This is a genomic window from Shewanella sairae (assembly GCF_023283535.1).
GTDB classification, from domain to species: domain Bacteria; phylum Pseudomonadota; class Gammaproteobacteria; order Enterobacterales; family Shewanellaceae; genus Shewanella; species Shewanella sairae.
In genome coordinates this window covers 15,436-35,629 of record NZ_JAKILT010000010.1, presented here as the reverse complement: position 1 = coordinate 35,629, position 20,194 = coordinate 15,436, and the positions used below count along the sequence as shown (strand labels likewise).

The window sequence follows — 20,194 nt, the reverse complement described above, 5'->3', positions numbered from 1 at the left end:
AAAGTTTTCATTCTACTTGCCGATAAAATTGTCAGTGTCTTTATTTAGAAGAGTGGTGGTTGTTTATACACCGTCGTTCTTTGTATGGGTTATACATGCATAAGTCTATTATTATCTTACCGTTATTGTTCGCTTGTGGCTGTAATACTTCAGCGGATGTCGAGAAGTTGACTGAAAGTGGTTATGGTCTACCGCAGACCGGGGCAATTAATCATATCGCGCAGCAGATGGTGAATGACCTAGTGCGCCAGAATGATAGCCTTCGCTCTAATCAGCCACTTATTGTGACGACCCCTGTAGTCGTTGATGATATGCAAACAACTAATGCAATTGGCTTGCAGTTACAGCAAGGTTTGATAGCTGCTTTACATGATCATCAATTTAATCTTGTTGATATTAATGTGGCTGATGCACTGAAGGTGACCCCTAGTGGTGATTTTATATTAACTCGAGATTGGCAAGAGTTACCTACTGATGTTGCTGTAGAGCATGTCGTAGTATCAACGATGAGCTTAACTAATGCGGGGATCGCATTAAATAGCCGCGTGGTAAATGTGACTAATAATCGTGTTGTCTCTGCGACGCAAGGATTTGTTAACGTTAGCGACATGCCAGAGTACATGGGATTGTCGCAAAAAGTGATCGCTAAGCACGGTATGCTTTATCGCAATGCTCAACAGGGAGAGCATATAGTTGAAATAGTCGGAGATAAATAGATGAAAGTTATCGTTTTATGTGGCGTATTAATGCTAACAGCTTGCTCAATGCAAGACCGCTATGTTCAATATGAAACACAAGCGCCGAGTTCTTTTCCTAAATTGACTGCAATAGGTTATGCCCCACTTGCTACGCAGCCGGCAGAAGAGCAGTCTCAACGAGTATTAATGGCAATGCAGGCATCAAAAATAGCGGCTTATCGAGAATTAGCCGAGCAAGTATACGGCCAGCAATTACACGCTAACAGCCAAGTGAGTGATTGGATGCTAACAACTGATGAGGTACATGCATCGGTATCTGGTGTGATCCGTGGGGCTAAAGTCGTTAAAAGCTATCCTGCTGGGGAGCATTACGTTACTGAGTTGGAGTTAGATTTCGAACAAGTCTGGGCGCTATATCAACAGCAACATCGTTCACAGCGAGTAAAGAGTGTGACCTATTTTTAAGCTGTTTAATGAAAGATACTAAGCAAAAAGCCGACAATAATGTCGGCTTTTTGCTTAGCGTGCAGATCGAGGCTATCAGGCTTTTAAATTATTACCTAAAGTTGAAATGCTAGAGGTTTTACCTTTACCGTCATAGGTCAGGCTAGAGGCATTTCGGCTAACTTGTAGCGCCTGTGAGAAACGATTTAAGCTGGCTAAACTTAACTCGATTAATGATTCATTTTCAGCATTGAGCTGTTGGCATTGTGCAAGTAGTGCTTTGCTGTTGTTAACTTGCAGAGATAGCTCAGGATCAGTTTTTAATAAGGCAAGATCGGGTTGCGCTGCAATCATCTCATCATTGTTCTGCAAGTTAGCAAGTAAGTTTGCTTTAGTGTTGGCTAAAGACAGCAATACATCTGCTTGTTGTGCGTGAAGCGCTTGCTTTTCTTGGCTGATAACCGCGTTTAGCTCAACCAACACTTGATGTTGTGAGCTAATGAGTTGAGATAAGTTTGTCATAATAACCTTATTAAATTTTTCTCAGGCGCTGTTGTCTGTTTTTGCCTCGTATACTTACATAACAGCTAACAACTTGATTCGCAGAGCTAATTTAAATCTTTAAGTTCATTTTCAAAGTTTGCAATATTACTTGCTAGCTTTTCAGGGTCGATTTTGTAACGGCCCTCGGCAATGGCCGCTTTTATTTCATTTATTTTATTTTGGTCAACGTCAGGCATATCAGCCATCTTAGTTTGCACGTTTTGAATCTGCTGAGCTTGCGCAGTAATTGAAACCGAATCTGTTTTTTGCGGCGTTGGTGCAGCGTGAGTCGTTGTCGCTTGGGAAGCCATTCCCTTAGCGCTTGTTCCTGTACCAATTCGAGAGTTGGCATGAGGATTTACTTGTTTAATATCAATAGCCATTTTGAAATCCAACATTCAATAAAAATAGTTTCTTACACATGCTATCGGCAGCGTAACACTTTACTTTAGACATATTTTACATTCTTACTTCGACTTGACCAACACCAGTAACTCTTGCATCTAGATTTTTATGTGAATGACTATTTTTAATGCGGATTTTATCACCAACATTACCGTCCTGAAGGGCTTCACCAACGGTCTTTATTTGAAAATTTTTAGAACGAGCATAAATTGATACGCTATCGCCCTTACAAATAATACATAATTGGTTCGCAAAAATAGGTTGCCCAGGTATTACACGTCTTTTCAATCGAGCGCCAACAACCTGTTGTGTTTCTTCAAACTGATGACCACGTAGACTGGTTTGATCAATATATTCAATTTCTATATCACTGTTGGAGAGTAAGTCTCCTGGTCCCATAGTCGATTTTGCTACGACGACTGGGTAAAGAATATCTGCTCTAACCGAAAGGAAAATCTGCCAAGGGTAGCTTAAATCAGGGCTTTTACAGCTAACTTTAACTGTGTTGTTACGTCGGATAGCTCTGTCGCTAGCAATTTCTGCGGTAATGGGGGGATAACAATTTGGCAGATTCACCCTTGTATCTAGGCTTTGGGGGGTAATCTGTATTTTTGCTTTGTCAGGGGCTTCAATCTTTTCTTCTACAGCGGCTATAGCTAATCGGGAAATGGTCGATATAGATGGAATACTTGCAGGTTCAGCTGCAAATACACGTATAGGTAACAAAAGCGTGATGAAAAGCAAAGCAAAGTAAAAATTACTAATGAATGCAGTCGCTTGATTCGCTAGAATGCTACTATACTGTGTATTTTTATGGACTGCAGTCATCGTTATCCTTTGCGTAGTGGGCGTCATTAGTTTGACTGAAAATAGTCTTACTGGCTCTGAACGATGTTGATAAGCAAGTAGTGTGCCTAAATGCGGTACTAGACTTGTTGTTACCTGTATTAAGGTGTATTTCGTAACACCACTAAACGAATAGATATAGCCCTATTAAAAATAGGTAAAAGGCAAAAACGATATGTCGAATATTCTTGAATCAGTAAATAAACGGACTCAACTGGTTGGGCAAAACCGCTTAGAATTATTGTTATTTAAACTTAATGGACGTCAAAGGTTTGGTATAAACGTATTTAAAGTTAAAGAAGTATTACAGTGCCCACCTTTAACTAATCTCCCTAAACTTAATCCTAATGTGCGTGGTGTTGCTCATGTGCGGGGCATGACGATTTCTGTTATTGATTTAAGCGCCGCTACAGGCGGGCGTCCAATTGAAGATATCGCCAATAGCTTTATTATTATTTCAGAATATAATCGCAGTATTCAGGGCTTTTTAGTGAGTTCAGTTGAGCGCATCATTAATATGAACTGGGAAGCCATTATGCCACCACCTCAAGGGGCGGGTAAGCTATCTTATTTGACTGCAGTGACTGAGATTGACAATGAATTGGTTGAAATTTTAGATGTAGAAAAAATTCTTGATGAAATCTCGCCAGTGAATACCAATACCAGTAAAGAGCTTGATGCGGCATTAACTATTGATAGAGATCAGCATTACCATATTATGGTTATTGATGATTCATCGGTTGCGCGCAAGCAAATCATTCGCGCATTAACGTCACTTGATTTACAGATTGATACAGCTAAAGATGGTAAAGAAGCACTCGACAAACTAAGGGCTATAGCGAAAGAACTTGATGATGTCTCAACTGAGATCCCGTTAATTATTTCAGATATTGAAATGCCAGAAATGGATGGTTATACCTTAACAGCTGAGATCCGCGATGATCCAAAACTGAAAAACATTAAGGTGGTTTTACATACATCATTAAGTGGTGTGTTTAACCAGGCAATGGTACAAAAAGTAGGGGCTAACGATTTTATTGCTAAATTTAATCCCGATGAGTTAGCTGCTGCAGTTAATAAACACCTGAGCCTTTAATTACTACACAAAGCAATATAGGGGCTGGTCTTACTTGTGTTTCCTAGGTTGCTAAGGTATAACGCTGCGTTCATTTTTGCTGTAGTGAATGCAGTCTTAGCTAATACGGCTCGTTTTAACTAATTAGGATGTAAGTGTGTCGAATAAATCTCTCGCTGAGAATGAGTACAATCAATTTAGATTATTCTTGGAGCAGCATAGCGGTATTGTGCTGGGAGAAAACAAGCAATATCTGGTGCGAAGCCGATTAGCACCGTTAATGGGTAAGTACAATTTACCCTCTTTGTCAGATGTGGTTAAACATTCAATGAAACCGACAGAGCGTCAATTGCGCACTGAGGTGATTGATGCCATGACAACCAATGAGACATTATGGTTTCGTGACCGCTATCCTTTTGAGTTACTGACTACTTCAATTTTACCTAACTTTAATCGTTTAGGTCGCCCGGTGAAAATTTGGTCGGCAGCATGTTCGTCAGGTCAAGAACCTTATTCTTTGGCCATGAGTATTTTAGAACACCAACAACGTAAACCTGGCAGCTTAACTGCGGGGGCAAATATTTTAGCGACGGATTTATCACCATCGATGCTAGAACGTTGTAAAAACGCAGAATATGATAATTTAGCGCTTGGGCGAGGGTTATCGGATGAACGCAAGCGTCAGTTTTTTGATGCTTTACCGTCAGGTAATATGCAAGTTAAAGCCAACGTGAAGCGTTTGGTTAACTTTAGAGCGCACAACCTACTTGAAAGTTATACCTTACTTGGTAAGTTTGACATTATTTTTTGTCGCAATGTTTTGATTTATTTTTCGCCAGAGGCAAAGCGGAAAATATTACGGCAATTTGCTGCCGCGTTAAATCCTAATGGCATTCTATTCTTAGGTGCATCTGAATCTATTGCTGGCTTATCTGACGAGTTTGATATGGTTCGCTGTAATCCAGGTATTTATTATCAGAAAAAGGCCTAATGCCTGAATCAATCAAATTAACGCGCCTCTAATGGCGCGTTTTTTATATCTATGCGATTTCATTTCTACGTTTTAATACAAATTCTCTCTTTATTTTAATTATTTGGCACAAGTATTGCTTTATTCTTGTCATGGAGCTTAGGAGGCAATTTTATGGCGATTAGTTTTGATAAAGCATTAGGGGTTCATCAACACACTTTGGGTATTCGTTCTCAACGTGCGGAAGTCTTATCTTCAAATATAGCTAACGCAGACACTCCTAACTATAAAGCCCGTGATGTTGATTTCTCTAAGGCAATGAATGCTGCGCAATCAAAGCAATCTGGCATCACTATGAGCAAAAGTGATAGTAAGCATTTTGATTTAGCAGCGCTAAGTCAGCAGCATATGGGCTATCGAGTCCCTAATCAACCAGATACAGGCGATGGTAACACTGTTGATATTCAGCAGGAGCAATCGGCGTTTATGCAAAATGCACTTGAGTATCAAATGTCACTGGGTTTTTTAGACGGTAAGTTTTCGGGCATGAAAAAAGCGATTAGAGGCGATTAATTATGAGCTTATTTAATATATTTAATGTTGCGGGATCAGGTATGTCTGCTCAGTCTGTCAGACTGAATACAACCGCCAGTAACATCGCTAACGCTGATTCTGTCTCAAGCAGTGTTGGAGAGACTTATCGCGCCCGTCACCCCATTTTTGAAGCAGAGATGAGCAAAGCTCAGCAACATCAAAGTGCGTCTGCTTCTGTTGCCGTTAAAGGTATTGTTGAAAGTGACTTACCGCTTAATAAAGAATTCTCGCCAGACCATCCTATGGCGGACACAGATGGTTTTATTTACAAACCCAATGTGAATGTGATGGAGGAGATGGCTAACATGATTTCAGCTTCTCGCTCTTATCAAATGAACGTACAAGTCACTGAAGCTGCTAAATCTATGCTCCAGCAGACTCTTCGAATAGGCAAATAAACTCAGTGAAAGCTGGAGGTAAATTTTGAGCCTTATTAATCCGCTTACCGGAACACCGGCAGCGCCAGGGGCTACTCAAGTTGGTGGGATAGCGCCTCAGAGCAACCCTATTTCATCGCAAACAAGCCAAGCAACGCAAAGTAATGTGGCTGCTGCGACCAATACTGAACAAACTTCAACGGGTAACCCTTTTCTTGACGGTTTACGTCTACCTGAAGAAAGTGCTGTCCCAGAAGCTAATAACCAAGAGTTAACCCAAGAGGATTTCTTTTCCCTTTTGAGTCAGCAGTTGTCGATGCAGGATCCATTTAAACCGGTTGAAAATGACCAGATGATCCAGCAAATGGCTTCTTTTTCGACAGTAGACGGTATCACTAAGCTGAATGAAGAGATTGTTAATCTTAATGCATTAACCAGCTCTAGCCAGGCGCTGCAGGCATCGGGCTTAGTTGGGCAAAAAGTATTGATTCCATCAGACACGGGGCATATTTCTGCTGAAGACCCAAGTATGAAAGGGATTATCAGTACCCCTGAGTCAATAGAATCGATAACGGTGCGCATTGAAGATGAAAAAGGTCAGCTAATTGACACCTTTACCGTTAATGGCAGTGAAGGCGGTAACATTGATGTGAGCTGGGATGGTCTCGATAAAAATGGTCAACCCGTTGCTGAAGGTAATTACTCTTTTAAAGCAAGCGGCAAGGTAGATGGCAAGAGTGAAGAGTTACCTGTTTCGACCTACGCCCATGTATCAAGTGTGTCATTAGGCAATGCTGCAACAGGCGCAATCTTGAACCTACGTGGTGTCGGCGGCATTAAGATCGGTGATGTTCTTGCTGTATCAGAGACTTAATAAATTTAAAGATGTGTATTGAAATGGTACTTGCAATATTAACTTAAGCCATTTTCAAAAATCGAATTATATAAGAATTGAGGTGAACCATGTCATTTAACATTGCTTTGAGCGGTATTTCATCGGCACAGAAAGATCTAAATACCACGGCAAACAACATTGCTAACGTTAACACCACAGGCTTTAAAGAATCACGTGCAGAATTTGCTGATGTTTATGCCAACTCTATTTTCTCAAATAGTAAAACAGCAGTGGGTGGTGGTGTTACAACCAGTCAAGTTGCTCAGCAATTCCATCAGGGCAGTATGGCATTTACTAATAATTCGCTTGATATGGCAATTAATGGCGGTGGTTTCTTTGTTACCTCATCAGAAGTAGGCTCGCAAGACCATTCTTTTACGCGTGCTGGTGCATTTAAATTTGACTCTAATAATTATATCGTTGATTCAGCTGGTAATTATTTACAGACCTTTCCAGTTGATAAAGAAGGTAATTCAACATCTGTGAGTTTGACGACGACCAAGCCAGTGCAAATTCCAGACACTGCAGGTAGCCCGGTTAAAACCGATAATGTTGGTATTCAGATGAACCTGAATGCGGGCGAGGGGACGTTAGACCCTGCAGCCTTTGATCCTGATGATCCAGAAACATTTAACAACTCAACCTCAGTGACCATTTATGACTCATTGGGTGAACCACATATTTTGACTTCTTACTTTGTTCGTCCTCCTAATGCGGCGCACAATGATGAAAGTAACTGGGTTGCCTTTTATGCGGTTGATGGTAAACCAGTGAACCTTGATCCTGATGCTGGTGAATATAAAACGGATACCGATGGTGACGGTGCAGCTGATGCTACTGAAAAAGCGGAAAATGCCGCGGGCTGGAAAGGTGCTGCAGTGTCATTTAACTCTACTGGTGGTTATAAGACCAGCGACCCGGCAGTGATTACGACTGAAGAGCTAGGGGTTGGTGGTGCCAATGTGTTAGGACCAGGCGCAGATGGCTCACAAAAGCTGACACTTAACTTTAATAACCCAACTCAGTTCGCATCACCATTTGAAGTGACCGAATTGACTCAAGATGGCACGACTGTTGGTCGTCTTACCAATGTTGAAGTAGGCGCAGATGGTCTTATTAATGCTAGCTACAGTAACGGTTCAACTGTGCCTTTAGCACGAGTGGCTTTAGTTGGTTTTGCTAACGAACAAGGCTTAACACAAGCGGGTAATACTTCTTGGAAAGCAAGTTTAGATTCAGGTCCCGCATTAGCCGGTGAGGCGAATAGCGGCACCTTTGGTAGTGTACGTTCATCAGCATTAGAACAGTCGAACGTTGACTTAACGACTGAGTTGGTTGATTTGATTTCTGCACAACGTAACTTCCAAGCAAACTCAAGAACCCTTGAAGTGAATAACACGTTGCAACAGTCGATTCTGCAGATTCGTTAATTATCTTTTGCGGATAAATAGTATTTAGCACGTTGCCGCATGGCAACGTGTTTCCTCTATTACTCTGCAGACTTCAGCCTTTCTTGATCCATTTCTGCTACCTACGATTATTTACACCTTTTTTATCACTGACTTATTAGTTTGGCATGAAGCTTGCTTTCTTGTTGTTTAGACGGAAGTTTGACGGAGTGTTAAGTGGACAAGTTACTCTATGTCGCCATGAGCGGCGCAAAACAGAATATGAATTCGTTGGCGGTAAGTGCCAACAATTTGGCAAACGCAAATACCGATGGTTTTAAAGCAAACCTAGCGCAAGCTCGTTCAATGCAAGCTTTTGGCGAAGGTTTACCCACACGCGTTTTTTCGATGACTGAAACTCCGTCAGCTAACTTTTCTAGCGGTCCGATAAAAACCACAGGCCGTGATTTAGATATCGCAGTTAAAGGCGATGGCTGGATAGCCGTACAGTCTGAAAACGGCGGTGAAGCTTATACGCGATCGGGTAGTCTACGCTTTGATCATACTGGTGTGCTACGAAACGACAGAGGCACTGCGGTAATGGGCGATAACGGCCCTATTGTATTGCCACTGCCAATTGAAAAAGTCGAGATCTCCCAAGACGGAATCGTCTCTGTTCGCCCCTCAGGTGCTACCGCTGAAGTGATTGAAGAGGTTGCACGTATCAAATTAGTCAACCCTGGCAACGAAAATTTAATGCGTGGGGAAGATGGTTTGTTTCGTTTAATGTCAGGTGAAAATGCGCCGGCAGATGTAAATGTAGGGTTAGTCAGCGGAGCTGTTGAAGGCAGCAACGTAAATGCAGTACATGAAATGGTATCCATGATTGACTTACAGCGTCAATTTGAGATGCAAGTCAAAATGATGAAAACAGCAGAAGAGAACGATCGCGCGTCTTCTGCCTTAATGCGCATAAGCTAGGAGAGATACTATGCATCCCGCTTTATGGATAAGTAAGACTGGTTTAGACGCTCAACAAACCGATATTTCAGTTATTTCTAATAACGTGGCCAACGCAAGTACTGTTGGCTTTAAAAAGAGTCGTGCGGTATTTGAAGATCTGTTGTATCAGAACGTAAACCAAGCTGGCGGTATTAGTGCCTCAAATACTAAGTTGCCAAACGGTCTGAGTATTGGTTCGGGTACCAAGGTGGTAGCGACTCAAGAGATGTTTACTCAGGGTAACATGCTAACCACAGATAATTCACTGGACTTAATGGTTGAGGGGCCGGGCTTTTTTGAAGTTCAGCTTCCTGATGGCACAGCGGCTTACACTCGTAATGGTCAATTTAGCTTAGATGAGACAGGGCAAATTGTGACCCCAGGTTCGGGCTATGTGATTCAACCGTCTATTACTATTCCTGAAAATGCTACCAGTATTACGGTTTCGGCTGAAGGTGAAGTGTCAGTGAAAATGCCTGGAGATGCTGAAAACCAAGTGGTTGGTCAGCTAGCAATCTCTGACTTTATTAATCCGTCAGGACTCGATCCTATGGGGCAAAACCTTTACCTAGAGACGGGCGCAAGTGGTACACCTATTCAAGGCACTGCATCACTCGACGGCATGGGCGCTATCCGTCAAGGCGCGCTGGAAACCTCCAACGTTAATGTAACGGAAGAGTTGGTGAATTTAATTGAGAGTCAGCGGATTTATGAAATGAACTCTAAAGTAATTTCTGCTGTTGACCAGATGTTGTCTTACGTTAACCAAAACCTTTAAGCACTTTTAAGAGGCGTTGAATATGAAGCATTTGTGGCTTTTAGCCCTTGTTGCAGTGATTTCAGGATGTAATTCAACTAACGGCAAGCCGATAGCTGATGACCCTTATTATGCGCCAGTGTATCCGGAGGCACCGCCAACTAAGATCGCTGCGACAGGTTCTATGTATCAAGATAGCCAAGCATCAAGCCTATATTCTGACATTAAAGCGCTAAAAGTGGGCGACATCATTACGGTTTATTTAATGGAGCAAACTCAGGCGAAAAAGAGTGCTAATAATGAGATATCTAAAGGCACCGATCTTTCACTTGACCCGATTTATGCGGGTGGCGGTAATGTGACCATTGGTGGTAATCCAATTGATTTGCGCTACAAAGATAGTATGAATACCAAGCGTGAATCTGATGCCGACCAAAGCAACAGCTTATCTGGCAGTATTTCAGCTAACGTTATGCAAGTCTTAAATAACGGTAACTTGGTTATTCGTGGTGAAAAGTGGATAAGTATCAATAACGGTGATGAGTTTGTGCGTATTACCGGCATTGTGCGAGCACAAGATATTAGACCAGACAACACCATTGACTCACAGCGTGTCGCTAATGCGCGTATTCAATATAGTGGTACAGGCACTTTTGCAGAAGTTCAAAAAGTGGGTTGGTTAGCTTCGTTCTTTATGGGTAGCTGGTGGCCATTCTAGATATTGCAATGAATATTGCGTCTAGCTAAGGATTTAGGATGATGAAATTAAAATTGGTTTTGCTGTGTGCCATTCTTGCTGTAACCGCACCAGCTCATGCACAACGAATTAAAGATATCGCTAATGTGCAGGGGGTGCGTAGTAACCAGTTGATAGGTTACGGTTTAGTGGTAGGTTTACCTGGTACAGGTGAGAAGACTCGCTACACCCAACAAACTTTTAAAACCATGTTGAAAAACTTTGGCATTAACTTGCCTGATAATTTTCAACCTAAGATTAAAAACGTTGCGGTAGTTGCCGTAAGTGCTGATATGCCCCCTTTTATTAAGCCTGGACAGACTTTGGATGTAACAGTATCTAGCTTAGGTGAAGCTAAAAGTTTACGTGGTGGCATGCTACTGCAAACCTTTCTAAAAGGCGTCGACGGTAATGTGTACGCAATTGCTCAAGGTAGCATGGTCGTCAGTGGTTTTAGTGCTGAAGGTATGGACGGCTCTAAGGTAGTTCAAAATACACCAACTGTTGGTCGTATTCCCAATGGTGCGATCATTGAAAGAACGGTAGCCACGCCGTTTTCGACGGGTGACTACCTAACCTTCAATCTGCGCCGCGCTGATTTTTCTACAGCTAAACGTTTGGCTGATTCGATTAACGATCTGCTTGGTCCTGGTATGGCTAGACCGCTTGATGCAGCATCTGTGCAAGTGAGTGCTCCAAGGGATGTGTCTCAACGCGTCTCATTTTTGGCTACACTTGAAAATATTGAAGTTGAGCCTGCAGAAGAGTCAGCAAAAGTCATTGTTAATTCGCGTACCGGCACAATTGTTGTCGGTCAAAACGTCAAATTATTGCCAGCCGCCGTAACACATGGCGGTTTGACCGTCACTATTGCCGAGGCCACACAGGTTTCTCAACCTAATCCATTCGGCAATGGGCAAACAGTAGTTACAACAGATAGCACCATTGATGTGGCTGAAGAAGATAGCCGCATGTTTATGTTTAACCCTGGAACCACGCTAGATGAGCTGGTTAGGGCGGTAAACTTGGTTGGTGCAGCCCCTTCAGATGTACTTGCAATTCTAGAAGCGTTAAAGATGGCAGGAGCTTTGCATGGTGAACTGATAATTATCTAAAAATTGTCAGTTTTATTGGAAAGGTGTCATGGAGAAGTTGTCGAACGCATCGCAATTTCTGGATCTTGGAGGCTTGGACTCTTTAAGATCCAGAGCGCAAAAAGATGAAACCAGCGCGTTAAAAGAAGTTGCCCAACAATTTGAAGGGATCTTCGTACAAATGCTGATGCAAAGCATGCGTGACGCCAATGCTGTCTTTGAGTCAGACAGCCCGATGAACAGCCAATACACTAAGTTTTATGAGCAGATGCACGATCAGCAGATGTCGTTGAACTTATCGGGTGAAGGTATGTTGGGCTTGGCTGACTTAATGGTGCAGCAACTAGACCCAGCTAACAGCCCGATGACACCAGCATCAGTGCTACGTGGTGATATCAATGGTGGTTCTAAAGCCGCGGCTTTGACCATGGATAAGCCAGATATGCTGCAAATGCCTACGGGACGTGTCGCCAGTGGCGATTCAAGTGTCAATGTTGCTATTAAACCAATGGCTGCAGCTGCAGTGAGTCCACAAGCTAATCAATTGGCAAGTGCTAATGGTAATGCCGTATTAGCAACGGCAGCGCCGATAAGTATCGCATCCAAACCGCAAACCTTAGATTCAATCTTGAGTGGCAAAGTATTGCCGTCAGCGGCAGTCAACGGCGATAAATCTCAAGCAAACTTTACCAGCCAAGATGAGTTCGTATCACGTTTATACCCCCATGCTGAAAAAGCGGCGGCAACGCTAGGAACGACACCAGAAGTCTTGATTGCTCAATCAGCCTTAGAGACGGGTTGGGGTCAAAAAGTGGTTAAAGGTCATCAAGGGCAGCAGAGCAATAACTTATTTAATATTAAAGCAGATAGCCGCTGGCAAGGTGATAAAGCGTCAGTGAGTACTTTGGAATATGAGCAAGGTATCGCGGTTAAACAGCAAGCAAATTTCAGAGTGTATGAAGACATAGGTCAAAGCTTTAACGACTTTGTGTCGTTTGTATCCAACAGTGAGCGCTATCAAGACGCGATGAAACAAGCAAGTAACCCGCAGGCATTTATTCGTTCGCTGCAAGATGCAGGTTATGCAACCGATCCTAAATATGCCGATAAGGTTATTCAAGTGATGAAAACCATTACTCGAGACTTTAAAGATGTTTTACAAGGGGTTAAGCAATGATAAATCCAGTTGTGCAACCTTTTAAAGCAAGGAGCCAGTTATGTCTTTAGATTTAATGAATATTGCTCGCACTGGCGTGCTGGCTTCTCAGTCTCAGCTTGCTATTACGAGTAACAACATCGCTAACGCCAATACAGCTGGCTATAACAGGCAAGTTGTCTCTCAGTCAGCACTCGACTCTCAACGTATGGGTAATGACTTTTATGGCGCGGGTACTTATGTTTCCGATGTTAAGCGTGTCTACAATGATTACGCGACTCGGGAGTTACGTATTGGCTCAACGGCTATGAGTGAGTCACAAACTACGTTCGGTAAAATGAGCGAATTAGACCAGATCTTTTCCCAACTCGGTAAAGCGGTGCCACAAGGCCTTAATGACTTCTTTGCAAGTATGAACGCTTTAGCCGACATACCTGATGATATGGGGATGCGTGGCTCTTTTTTAACGAGTGCGAATCAATTAGCCAGTGCCGTTAACCAGATGCAAGGCCACCTTGATGGTCAAATGACGCAAACTAATGATCAAATAGCCGCAGTAACCGACCGCATTAACGAGATCAGTACTGAATTAGGCAATATTAACCGTGAGCTAATGAAGTCTCAAGGTCAAGACATGCAGTTGCTTGATAAACAAGATGCATTGATTTTGGAGCTTAGCGAATACGCTTCAGTTAACGTGGTGCCATTAGACTCTGGTGCAAAAAGTATCATGTTGGGTGGTTCTGTTATGTTGGTGTCGGGTGAGATCTCGATGCAAATGGGTACCTCGCAAGGCGATCCTTATCCTAACGAACTGCAGATCACCGCACAGTCAGGCAATAAGAGCATGGTGGTAGATGCGACTAAGGTGGGCGGACAGTTAGGAGCCCTGGTTAATTACCGTGACGAAACTTTACTGCCGTCACAAATGGAGCTTGGTCAGTTTGCTTTAGGTGTGAGTGATGCGTTTAACAAAGCACAGGAACAAGGCTTTGACTTAAATGGTCAAGTGGGCGCTAATATTTTCACTGACATTAACGATCCATCAATGCAAATTGGACGAGTTGGTGCGCTTTCAACTAATACTGGCACGGCTGTCTTAGGTGTCAATATTGATGATGTTGGAGAGTTAAGCGGCAGTAGTTATGAATTAAAGTTCACTGCTCCATCAACCTATGAGCTAAAAGATGCCGCTAGCGGCAATATTACGCCACTGACTTTAAACGGTACTAAGTTAGAAGGCGCTAATGGCTTTAGTATTAATATCAATGCAGGGGCATTAGCATCAGGTGATACCTTTGAAATAAGACCCACTTCTGGTGCAGCATCTTCACTATCTGTTGAAATGACCGATCCTAAGGGGATCGCTGCTGCCGGCAGTATAATTACGGCCGATGCCGGCAATACCGGGAATAGTCAGGTAAGCCTTGTCAGTATTAACGATAGAAATGCCGCTAATTTCCCAATAAAGGGCGCTGAGCTTACATTCGAGATTGACCCGTCAGCCACGCCGCCAACTTATGAAGTGTTTGATGTCGACGGCACATCTCTCGGTGCTGCAGCGCCATATACACCGCCAAACATTACCGCGCATGGCTTTACCTTTGAGATTGATTCTACAGCCACAACAGCAGAGCGTTTCACTTTCGACCTATCTTTTGCCGAGGGCGACAATACCAACATGGTCAACATGGCAAAGCTTAATGAAGCTAAGTTGATGAATGGTGGGAAAACAACCCTGAATGATGTTTTTGAAGATACCAAACTTGATGTCGGTAGCAAAGCCAAGTCTGCTGAAATATCAATGGGTTCGGCTGAGGCTATTTATAACCAAGCCTATACTCGAAATCAAAGTGTATCAGGGGTTAACTTAGATGAAGAAGCGGCCAATCTAATGCGTTTTCAACAGTCTTATCAAGCATCTGCGAGACTGATGACCACGGCAAATGAGATTTTTAACACTCTGTTTAGTTCACTGCGCTAACACATTGGCTGATTAAGTTAGAAACAGGATTTAGGGATTAAGATTATGCGAATTTCTACCGCGCAAATGTTTCACCAAAACATTAATAGTGTGACCAATAAGCAGTCACAAACAAGCCAGATTATCGAGCAACTGTCGACAGGCAAGCGTGTGAATACTGCTGGAGATGATCCTGTTGCGTCAGCGGGGATAGGGAATCTTAATCAACAAAATGCTGTTGTTGATCAGTTTCTTAAGAATATTGACTATGCAACAAACCGTTTATCGGTATCTGAAAGCAAACTGGGCAGTGCTACAACGATTACCAGCAGTGTGCGAGAGCAATTGCTTAGAGCGGTAAACGGCACATTGAGCGATACCGATCGGCAAACTGTTGCCGATGAGTTGCGTGGTAGCCTTGAAGAGCTGATGACAATCGCCAACAGTAAAGATGAATCGGGTAATTATCTATTTGGTGGTTTTAATACGGGTAACCAACCTTTTGAGTTTGATGCCAGTGGTAACGCAGTTTACAACGGTGACAGTGGAGTGCGAGAGAGTGTTATTGCCTCCGGCACCACCGTAGGCGCTAATATTCCTGGTGATCTTGCTTTTATGAATGCCCCTAATGGTTTAGGTGATTACAGCGTCAATTATTTGGCTGGCCAGAGCGGTGAATTTAGCGTTGAAAGTGCAAAAGTGACAGATTCTGCAGCCCATGTTGCCGACACATACACTTTTACGATGGTCGGTGCCAATTTAGAAGTCAAAGACTCGTCAAATACGTTAGTGACAACTGTTCCAGCATTTGATCCTAATAATCCTGTGTCTTTTAACGGAATAGAAGTAAAGCTAGATGGAAAGCCTGCCTCGGGTGATTCCTTTACGATGGAACATAAGCCTGAAGCGAGTTTGCTCGATACAATAAATAGCGCAATAGCCTTAATTGAAGACCCTAATAAAGTAAATACGCCTGCAGGTAAGTCAGAGTTGGCACAGATGTTGAATAACATTGATAGTGGAATGAACCAACTGGATGTTGCAAGAGGGGTCGCCGGAAACAGCTTAAAGAGCTTAGACAGTTACGCGGCAACTCATGAAGAAGAGAAGATTGTTAATAACTCGGCTTTATCTATGTTGGAAGATTTAGATTACGCCGAGGCGATAACGCAATTAGAGCAGCAGCAACAGGCTCTATCTGCCGCATCAAGCGTTTTTACTAAGGTCGGGACAGTGTCTTTGTTTGATTATATTTAAGCAAAACACTAGGCCTCAATAATTAGAATTCAAATTAACCGAAATTAGCCAAGCCTACAGTCTTGGCGAAAATTTAGATAAGGGAAATCAAAATGGCTATTACCGTTAATACTAACGTTACATCAATGAAAGCGCAGAAGAACCTAAACACGTCAAGCCAGGGGCTAGCGACGTCGATGGAGCGTTTATCGAGTGGTTTGCGTATCAATAGTGCTAAAGATGATGCCGCAGGTCTGGCAATTTCTAACCGCTTAGATTCTCAAGTTCGTGGTCTTGATGTTGGTATGCGTAATGCAAACGACGCTATTTCTATTGCACAGATTGCTGAGGGTGCAATGCAAGAGCAAACCAACATGTTGCAACGTATGCGTGACTTAACGATTCAATCCTCTAACGGTGCAAATAGTGCTGATGATATTGCGGCACTAAAAAAAGAGATCGATGCTCTAGCCGAAGAAATTACAGCTATTGGTAATACGACCGCATTTGGTAATACTAAATTATTGACCGGTGATTTTTCTGCGGGTAAGAGTTTCCAAGTAGGCCACCAAAAAGGTGAAGATATTAGCGTACAAGTGTCTGAGTTGAACTCAACAACATTGTCTGTCGGTGGCTTAACTTTGACTTCATCTGCGACTAGACAGTCTGCGTTAGGTAAAATTGATAATGCGATTAAGTCGATTGATAATCAACGCGCAGACTTAGGTGCAGTCCAAAACCGTCTGGCACATAACATTAGTAACAGTGCTAACACTCAAGCTAACGTAGCCGATGCAAAGAGCCGAATTGTGGATGTGGATTTTGCTAAAGAAACGGCTGCTATGACTAAAAACCAAGTGCTGCAGCAAACTGGTAGCTCAATGCTTGCTCAAGCTAACCAGCTACCACAAGTCGCTCTATCATTGCTTGGTTAGTAGAATAAAGTTAACAAAGCTGACGAAATTAGCTTGTTTATTTGAAATGACTTTAATCTAAATTTGAGTTTTACTGTAGAAATTAAATCCATATTGCTCGTTAATCGGGGAATATGGATTTTTGCTTTTAAGCGTGCACCCTTACCCTAATTGTATGAATTTAATGTATTTTTTAATTTATTTATTTTTTATGATAAAAACAGCTAAAGATTAAAAACTCGCGGCCGTTAAAGTTACTGTAACCCAATAGACCCGCCTGGCGTAAATAGACAGGCAAGTTTTAAAGCCAGGTATTTTAAGAGGAAACAAATTATGGCTATTACAGTAAACACAAACGTGACTTCTATGAAAGCGCAAAAGAACTTGAATGCTTCTAGCCAAGGTTTGGCTACTTCAATGGAGCGTTTATCAAGTGGTCTTCGTATTAACAGTGCGAAAGACGATGCTGCGGGTCTTCAGATTTCTAACCGTCTAGATTCACAGGTTCGTGGTTTAGATGTTGGTATGCGTAATGCGAATGACGCAATCTCAATTGCGCAAATTTCAGAAGGTGCGATGCAGGAGCAAACAAACATGCTTCAGCGTATGCGTGACCTGACTATTCAGGCTTCTAACGGTGCAAACAGTACTGATGACGTGGCGGCACTGAAAAAAGAAATTGATGCATTGGCAACTGAGATTACTTCAATTGGTAGTACAACTGCATTTGGTAACACTAAGTTGATGACGGGTGACTTTTCTGCGGGCAAGAGCTTCCAAGTAGGTCACCAGAAAGGTGAAGATATTAAGGTTCAAGTTAAAACCGTTAATGCTACAACTTTATCTGTTGGTGGTCTAAACCTGACAAGTTCTGCAAACCGTCAATCAGCGTTAGGTAAGATTGATGCTGCGATTAAAACAATCGATAATCAACGTGCAGATTTAGGTGCTGTTCAAAACCGCCTAGCACACAACATCAGCAACAGTGCCAATACTCAGGCAAACGTAGCGGATGCTAAGAGCCGTATTGTTGACGTCGACTTTGCTAAAGAAACGTCTTCAATGACTAAGAGCCAGGTGTTACAGCAAACTGGTTCAGCAATGCTTGCACAAGCTAATCAGTTGCCACAAGTGGCATTATCTCTTCTTTAATTTAGGTACTCATTAGGAGAGCCTTGAGTTAAAGCTGCAGTTTTAAAGGGGAGATTCTAATGAGTCTCCCCTTGTTGTTTTCGAAATAGGGCGTTAATAAATAGAGGTAGGCGTCTCAACATCGTGATGGAGGTAAAATATGACAATGGACGTAAATATTACAAGTACCGTGATCCAGTCACCTGTAAAATTGGATTCGAACTCGACAGGGATTGAAGTCGAGCAGCAATCAAGTGCTGTGCGTACAGATGAAGCCAGCAAAACGGAAGATGTCGGATTCGCTTTAAATGAAAGCGAAAACGCTGAGCAGGATTTACACGATGTCGCTAATGAGTTGAGCGATATGATGTCATTGATGCGTAAAGGACTTGCTTTTAAAGTTGATGAACAATCAGGTCAGAGTATTGTTAGCGTAATGGACGTAGACTCCGGTGATCTCATTAGGCAGATCCCAAATGAAGAAGCATTAGAACTTGCGCAGAAACTTGCAGAAGTGGCGGGATCTTTGCTTAAAACTGAAGCCTAGTTTTGGCGTCAAAAATTAAACTAATTCTCTAGGGGAAGAAAATGGCATTAACAGCAACTGGCATCGGTTCCGGATTAGATATCAACACCATTGTTAAAGTGTTAGTTGATGCTGAAAAAGTACCTAAAGAAGCAATTTTTGATAAAACAGAAGCAACGATAGAAGCTAAGGTGTCGGCGATAGGGACTCTTAAGAGTCAATTATCAACTTTCCAGGATGCGTTAGAAAAGCTGAGTGACCCTGAGTCATTGAATATTCGTAAGGTCTCAACGGGTGATAGTAGCTATTTTACTGCAAGTGCCGATAAAAATGCGCAATCAGGAAGTTATCAGGTTCAAGTTGAGCAGTTAGCTCAGCAGCATAAAGTTGCTGGTGGCAATGTTGCGGATGCTTCGGCTGCTGTCGGGCAGGGTAAGCTTGATCTTTCTGTTAATGGCAAAGCGTTTTCTGTAGACGTTGAGGCGGGGGATTCACTCGAAGCTATTGCTAAGAAAGTGAATGAGTCTGCTGATAACTCTGGTGTGACCGCGACAATCATTAAAAGTGATGGTGGCAGTCGACTCGTTTTTAGCTCTGATGAGACTGGCACTGATAATCAAGTCAGTGTTACCGCAACAGACACTGTAGGCTCTGGACTTAATGATATGTTTGGGGCTGGTAAGTTAGAAACACTGCAAGAAGCAAAAAATGCCATCGTGCATATTGATGGTCAAAAAGTAACAGCACAAAGCAATGAAATTGAAAATGCGATAACGGGCGTAACTTTGTCTCTGACTGACGCAGATGTAGGCAAAACTTCGACATTGAAAGTTGAGCAAGACAATGAGGCTGTAAAAGAGAATGTAAAGGGTTTTGTTGATGCATACAATACGCTAGTTGAGTCAATATCTAGTCTCTCCAAGTATGATTCAGAAAAAGAGGAGTCGGCCGCATTGCAAGGTGACTCAATGATCCGCTCTATTGAATCTCAAATGCGAAATATGATCAGTAGTCGAGTTGATGTTGACGGAGAAACGATAGCCCTTTATGACATAGGTATCGAAACTGATCGCTACGGAAAAATGTCTATCAATGACGAAAAGCTAGATAAAGTCATTGCTGAAGATATGGGATCACTAGAGGGACTATTTACGACACCTGATACTGGCATCGCAACCAGCCTAGATAACTTGGTAGAGGGTTATGTTAAATCCGGTGGCTTAATCGATAGTCGTGATAATGCGCTCACAAATGACCAGAAACGATTGGATGAACAGCGTGAATCCTTTAGCTTGAAAATGGAGATGTTACAAGCACGGCTATTTAAACAGTTTAATGCGATGGATCTTGTTGTGGGGCAATTAAATCAACAGAGTGCTGGTTTGGTTGACAGACTGAACTCATTACCTGGCGTCGTAGGTTCATAGTCAATAAGCAGTGGAGG

22 protein-coding genes are annotated in these 20,194 nt (G+C 42.5%); 19 read left to right on the top strand and 3 right to left on the bottom strand.

Features of this window, described 5'->3' with window-relative positions; translation table 11 throughout:
• Window positions 1-95: 95 nt before the first annotated feature.
• Together L2748_RS05955 and L2748_RS05950 are read left to right on the top strand one after the other, a co-directional pair.
• Window positions 96-716 (top strand): FlgO family outer membrane protein, encoded by a 621-nt coding sequence (locus L2748_RS05955; RefSeq protein ID WP_220782549.1) that lies wholly within the window; start codon window positions 96-98, stop codon window positions 714-716.
• Complete coding sequence (locus L2748_RS05950; protein WP_220782547.1) at window positions 717-1,163, top strand: LPP20 family lipoprotein; 447 nt, start codon at window positions 717-719, stop codon at window positions 1,161-1,163.
• Between the two features lie 75 nt (window positions 1,164-1,238).
• On the opposite strand, the gene L2748_RS05945 is transcribed toward L2748_RS05950, so the two are convergent.
• The 3 genes from L2748_RS05945 to flgA form a co-directional block, all read right to left on the bottom strand.
• The gene (locus tag L2748_RS05945) at window positions 1,239-1,664 is read right to left on the bottom strand and encodes a flagella synthesis protein FlgN (protein WP_220782546.1); all 426 of its coding nucleotides are present in this window, start codon (window positions 1,662-1,664) and stop codon (window positions 1,239-1,241) included.
• Between the two features lie 86 nt (window positions 1,665-1,750).
• Window positions 1,751-2,068, bottom strand: a complete 318-nt coding sequence (gene flgM, locus L2748_RS05940) for a flagellar biosynthesis anti-sigma factor FlgM (protein ID WP_220782545.1) — start codon at window positions 2,066-2,068, stop codon at window positions 1,751-1,753.
• A gap of 76 nt (window positions 2,069-2,144) precedes the next feature.
• Complete coding sequence (gene flgA, locus L2748_RS05935) at window positions 2,145-2,918, bottom strand: flagellar basal body P-ring formation chaperone FlgA (protein ID WP_220782544.1); 774 nt, start codon at window positions 2,916-2,918, stop codon at window positions 2,145-2,147.
• A 193-nt stretch (window positions 2,919-3,111) separates the two neighbouring features.
• On the opposite strand from flgA, the gene L2748_RS05930 reads away from it, so the two are divergent.
• The 17 genes from L2748_RS05930 (at window position 3,112) to fliD (ending at window position 20,177) form a co-directional block, all read left to right on the top strand.
• On the top strand, window positions 3,112-4,032 hold the full coding sequence (locus tag L2748_RS05930) for a chemotaxis protein CheV (RefSeq protein WP_220782542.1): 921 nt from the start codon (window positions 3,112-3,114) through the stop codon (window positions 4,030-4,032).
• A 136-nt stretch (window positions 4,033-4,168) separates the two neighbouring features.
• Window positions 4,169-5,002 (top strand): CheR family methyltransferase, encoded by an 834-nt coding sequence (locus L2748_RS05925; RefSeq protein ID WP_220782540.1) that lies wholly within the window; start codon window positions 4,169-4,171, stop codon window positions 5,000-5,002.
• Window positions 5,003-5,155: 153 nt separating this feature from the next.
• On the top strand, window positions 5,156-5,554 hold the full coding sequence (gene flgB, locus L2748_RS05920) for a flagellar basal body rod protein FlgB (protein ID WP_220782539.1): 399 nt from the start codon (window positions 5,156-5,158) through the stop codon (window positions 5,552-5,554).
• A 2-nt stretch (window positions 5,555-5,556) separates the two neighbouring features.
• Window positions 5,557-5,973 (top strand): flagellar basal body rod protein FlgC, encoded by a 417-nt coding sequence (gene flgC, locus L2748_RS05915; protein WP_012276534.1) that lies wholly within the window; start codon window positions 5,557-5,559, stop codon window positions 5,971-5,973.
• A gap of 88 nt (window positions 5,974-6,061) precedes the next feature.
• Window positions 6,062-6,826, top strand: coding sequence for a flagellar hook assembly protein FlgD (gene flgD, locus L2748_RS05910; RefSeq protein WP_373317229.1), 765 nt, complete (start codon window positions 6,062-6,064; stop codon window positions 6,824-6,826).
• A gap of 89 nt (window positions 6,827-6,915) precedes the next feature.
• A complete protein-coding gene (gene flgE / locus L2748_RS05905) occupies window positions 6,916-8,277 on the top strand; it encodes a flagellar hook protein FlgE (RefSeq protein WP_220782537.1) in 1,362 nt (453 codons plus the stop codon).
• Window positions 8,278-8,472: 195 nt separating this feature from the next.
• Entirely contained in the window at window positions 8,473-9,216 is a 744-nt protein-coding gene (gene flgF / locus L2748_RS05900; protein WP_220782535.1) for a flagellar basal-body rod protein FlgF, read from the top strand.
• Window positions 9,217-9,226: 10 nt separating this feature from the next.
• On the top strand, window positions 9,227-10,015 hold the full coding sequence (gene flgG, locus L2748_RS05895; RefSeq protein ID WP_220782534.1) for a flagellar basal-body rod protein FlgG: 789 nt from the start codon (window positions 9,227-9,229) through the stop codon (window positions 10,013-10,015).
• A gap of 22 nt (window positions 10,016-10,037) precedes the next feature.
• Window positions 10,038-10,712, top strand: a complete 675-nt coding sequence (gene flgH, locus L2748_RS05890; RefSeq protein WP_220782533.1) for a flagellar basal body L-ring protein FlgH — start codon at window positions 10,038-10,040, stop codon at window positions 10,710-10,712.
• A gap of 41 nt (window positions 10,713-10,753) precedes the next feature.
• Complete coding sequence (locus L2748_RS05885) at window positions 10,754-11,845, top strand: flagellar basal body P-ring protein FlgI (protein ID WP_220782558.1); 1,092 nt, start codon at window positions 10,754-10,756, stop codon at window positions 11,843-11,845.
• A gap of 28 nt (window positions 11,846-11,873) precedes the next feature.
• Window positions 11,874-13,001 (top strand): flagellar assembly peptidoglycan hydrolase FlgJ, encoded by a 1,128-nt coding sequence (gene flgJ, locus L2748_RS05880; protein ID WP_220782532.1) that lies wholly within the window; start codon window positions 11,874-11,876, stop codon window positions 12,999-13,001.
• A gap of 40 nt (window positions 13,002-13,041) precedes the next feature.
• Window positions 13,042-14,964 (top strand): flagellar hook-associated protein FlgK, encoded by a 1,923-nt coding sequence (flgK, locus tag L2748_RS05875; RefSeq protein WP_220782531.1) that lies wholly within the window; start codon window positions 13,042-13,044, stop codon window positions 14,962-14,964.
• Window positions 14,965-15,009: 45 nt separating this feature from the next.
• Window positions 15,010-16,200 carry a flagellar hook-associated protein FlgL gene (gene flgL / locus L2748_RS05870; protein WP_220782530.1) on the top strand — a complete coding sequence of 397 codons (1,191 nt, stop codon included), beginning with the start codon at window positions 15,010-15,012 and terminating at the stop codon, window positions 16,198-16,200.
• A 92-nt stretch (window positions 16,201-16,292) separates the two neighbouring features.
• Window positions 16,293-17,114 carry a flagellin N-terminal helical domain-containing protein gene (locus L2748_RS05865; protein ID WP_220782529.1) on the top strand — a complete coding sequence of 274 codons (822 nt, stop codon included), beginning with the start codon at window positions 16,293-16,295 and terminating at the stop codon, window positions 17,112-17,114.
• A gap of 312 nt (window positions 17,115-17,426) precedes the next feature.
• Window positions 17,427-18,245, top strand: a complete 819-nt coding sequence (locus L2748_RS05860) for a flagellin N-terminal helical domain-containing protein (protein WP_220782818.1) — start codon at window positions 17,427-17,429, stop codon at window positions 18,243-18,245.
• Between the two features lie 145 nt (window positions 18,246-18,390).
• Window positions 18,391-18,771 carry a flagellar protein FlaG gene (locus L2748_RS05855; RefSeq protein ID WP_220782822.1) on the top strand — a complete coding sequence of 127 codons (381 nt, stop codon included), beginning with the start codon at window positions 18,391-18,393 and terminating at the stop codon, window positions 18,769-18,771.
• Window positions 18,772-18,812: 41 nt separating this feature from the next.
• Complete coding sequence (fliD, locus tag L2748_RS05850; RefSeq protein ID WP_220782817.1) at window positions 18,813-20,177, top strand: flagellar filament capping protein FliD; 1,365 nt, start codon at window positions 18,813-18,815, stop codon at window positions 20,175-20,177.
• Window positions 20,178-20,194 lie beyond the last annotated feature (17 nt).

Coding starts and splice junctions, on each gene's coding strand:
- L2748_RS05955 (WP_220782549.1), top strand. CDS start 96: ATGCATAAGTCTATTATTATCTTACCGTTATTGTTCGCTTGTGGCTGT.
- L2748_RS05950 (WP_220782547.1), top strand. CDS start 717: ATGAAAGTTATCGTTTTATGTGGCGTATTAATGCTAACAGCTTGCTCA.
- L2748_RS05945 (WP_220782546.1), bottom strand. CDS start 1,664: ATGACAAACTTATCTCAACTCATTAGCTCACAACATCAAGTGTTGGTT.
- flgM (WP_220782545.1), bottom strand. CDS start 2,068: ATGGCTATTGATATTAAACAAGTAAATCCTCATGCCAACTCTCGAATT.
- flgA (WP_220782544.1), bottom strand. CDS start 2,918: ATGACTGCAGTCCATAAAAATACACAGTATAGTAGCATTCTAGCGAAT.
- L2748_RS05930 (WP_220782542.1), top strand. CDS start 3,112: ATGTCGAATATTCTTGAATCAGTAAATAAACGGACTCAACTGGTTGGG.
- flgB (WP_220782539.1), top strand. CDS start 5,156: ATGGCGATTAGTTTTGATAAAGCATTAGGGGTTCATCAACACACTTTG.
- flgC (WP_012276534.1), top strand. CDS start 5,557: ATGAGCTTATTTAATATATTTAATGTTGCGGGATCAGGTATGTCTGCT.
- flgE (WP_220782537.1), top strand. CDS start 6,916: ATGTCATTTAACATTGCTTTGAGCGGTATTTCATCGGCACAGAAAGAT.
- flgG (WP_220782534.1), top strand. CDS start 9,227: ATGCATCCCGCTTTATGGATAAGTAAGACTGGTTTAGACGCTCAACAA.
- flgH (WP_220782533.1), top strand. CDS start 10,038: ATGAAGCATTTGTGGCTTTTAGCCCTTGTTGCAGTGATTTCAGGATGT.
- L2748_RS05885 (WP_220782558.1), top strand. CDS start 10,754: ATGAAATTAAAATTGGTTTTGCTGTGTGCCATTCTTGCTGTAACCGCA.
- flgJ (WP_220782532.1), top strand. CDS start 11,874: ATGGAGAAGTTGTCGAACGCATCGCAATTTCTGGATCTTGGAGGCTTG.
- flgK (WP_220782531.1), top strand. CDS start 13,042: ATGTCTTTAGATTTAATGAATATTGCTCGCACTGGCGTGCTGGCTTCT.
- flgL (WP_220782530.1), top strand. CDS start 15,010: ATGCGAATTTCTACCGCGCAAATGTTTCACCAAAACATTAATAGTGTG.
- L2748_RS05865 (WP_220782529.1), top strand. CDS start 16,293: ATGGCTATTACCGTTAATACTAACGTTACATCAATGAAAGCGCAGAAG.
- L2748_RS05860 (WP_220782818.1), top strand. CDS start 17,427: ATGGCTATTACAGTAAACACAAACGTGACTTCTATGAAAGCGCAAAAG.
- L2748_RS05855 (WP_220782822.1), top strand. CDS start 18,391: ATGGACGTAAATATTACAAGTACCGTGATCCAGTCACCTGTAAAATTG.
- fliD (WP_220782817.1), top strand. CDS start 18,813: ATGGCATTAACAGCAACTGGCATCGGTTCCGGATTAGATATCAACACC.